Consider the following 1,687-nt stretch of genomic DNA (forward strand, 5'->3'; position numbering starts at 1 on the left):
GCGAATTGCTGTTGCCAGCCGGCTAGACGTGCCCATCTCGGCCGGGGCCCGATACATGGCGGGCCGCAACGAAACGGCCGGCAACAAAGGGTCCCGAAAGGGTCGGGGGAACGTCGCGATGGATCTCGTCGAACTTGTGGTGCTTCTGTGCTCGCTCGCGCAACCGGGCGTGTGCACCGAAAAGCACATGGTCTTCCAGTCGCACGGCTCGCTGGAGCAGTGCATGAAGGAGGCGCCGCCCTATCTCGCGCAATGGATCAACGAGCATCCGGGCGTGCGCGTCGCCCGCTTCCACTGCGCCTGGCCGGGCAGCGAGGACGAGAAGAGCTGATCCCGCGTGGCCTCCGGCGCACGCTTGCGGACAACCTGACGGATCACGCCCGGCGCGGCGCCGCCGCGTCTTGCCCGCCCGTTCCGGCGCGGGCAGTGTGACGCGCGCCCCGGCCGGCCCTTCCGGGCCGGTGGCCATGGGGAGGCGTCTGCCGTCGTTGAAACATAAAAGGGAAGTCCCCGTGTTGCGCCACGCTGCCATCGCCGCGGTATTCGCCGCCGCCGCCACCCTCGCCGCCATGCCGGCTCATGCCCAGGACGCCGCGGCCGGCGCGAAGACGTTCGTCGTCTGCCGCGCCTGCCACCAGATCGGTCCGGGTGCCAAGAACATGGTCGGGCCGGAACTCAACGGCGTCGTCGGCCGCAAGGCCGGCAGCGTGCCGGGCTTCAGCTATTCCGAGGCGAACAAGACGTCCGGCATCACCTGGGACGAGGCGACGCTGACGAAGTATCTCGCCAATCCGCAGAAGGTGGTCCCCGGCACGAAGATGATCTTCGCCGGCATCCACGACCCGGCGAAGGTGCAGGACGTGATCGCGTTCCTCAAGCAGTACAACGCCGACGGCACCAAGAAGTAGGACTGGCATGGCGGCGGGCGCGATCCGCCCCGCCGCCGTCGCCCGCCGTCAGCCTGGATCGCGGCCCGGAGCCCGGCCGCTATTTCGACGTGGCGTCACCGTGCCCGCCCGTCGGCGCCGAGCCGGATTCCGCGCCGGCCGCGCCCTTGGCGCCGACATGGCCGCCATGGCCGTCCGCGTTGCCCGTCACCTTGTGGCTGTACTCGCCGTTGTGTTGCGCGCCGCCCGGTGACGCCGGGCCGGACGTGGTGCCCTTGTCGGCCGAACCCGAAGCGGCACCGGTATTCTGCGCCCACGCGGCCGGCGCGAGGGCGAGGCTGAAGGCGGCGGCGAGAATGAGGCTGCGCTCCATCTGACGTGCTCCCTGTTTCGTGGTGCCGCGCGGCGCATCGACGCGCGCGGCTTGCGGGGGCAACGCCACGTCCCGCGCGTTCGTTCCGGCGCGCATCCGGCGAAAAGTACTGTTTGAAACAAGGCCGTATCCGCCGCATCAGACATGGCCGCCGGGTGCCGCGCGCGCCGGCTCAGGCAAGGCCATGCAGGAACCAGCCGCCGTCGCCGGTCGCCGGGTCCGCGCCGTCGCCGCGTCGGTACAGCCAGAACCGCCGCCCGCTCTCGTCCTCCACGCGGAAATAGTCGCGCACCGCCCAGATCTCCGCGTCGCGCAGCCACCACTGGCCGTGGATGCGCTCCGGCCCGTCGGCGCGGCGGATGCGGTGGCGGACGCGGCGCCAGACGAAGAACGCGGGCGGCTCGTCGGGCAGCAGCGCCACCGCCTC

General features: G+C 71.1%; 4 protein-coding genes. 2 read left to right on the forward strand and 2 right to left on the reverse strand.

The window, feature by feature from the left end:
* On the forward strand, positions 1 to 331 hold a 331-nt coding region (locus B8460_RS23140), incomplete at its 5' end, for a hypothetical protein (RefSeq protein WP_206742662.1).
* 181 nt (positions 332 to 512) lie between these two features.
* Positions 513 to 908, forward strand: coding sequence for a c-type cytochrome (locus B8460_RS19070; RefSeq protein ID WP_241771246.1), 396 nt, complete (start codon positions 513 to 515; stop codon positions 906 to 908).
* 79 nt (positions 909 to 987) lie between these two features.
* Here the strand turns inward: B8460_RS19070 and B8460_RS19075 are convergent, their stop codons facing one another.
* Both B8460_RS19075 and B8460_RS22455 read right to left on the reverse strand, forming a co-directional pair.
* Complete coding sequence (locus B8460_RS19075; RefSeq protein ID WP_148360715.1) at positions 988 to 1,260, reverse strand: hypothetical protein; 273 nt, start codon at positions 1,258 to 1,260, stop codon at positions 988 to 990.
* 172 nt (positions 1,261 to 1,432) lie between these two features.
* Positions 1,433 to 1,687, reverse strand: a 255-nt coding sequence (locus tag B8460_RS22455; protein WP_048863210.1) for a DUF6504 family protein, incomplete at its 5' end; no start/stop codon positions are given.

Source organism: Acidisphaera rubrifaciens HS-AP3 (genome assembly GCF_000964365.1).
Taxonomy (GTDB): Bacteria; Pseudomonadota; Alphaproteobacteria; order Acetobacterales; family Acetobacteraceae; genus Acidisphaera; species Acidisphaera rubrifaciens.

Coding starts and splice junctions, on each gene's coding strand:
- B8460_RS19075 (WP_148360715.1), bottom strand. CDS start 1,260: ATGGAGCGCAGCCTCATTCTCGCCGCCGCCTTCAGCCTCGCCCTCGCG.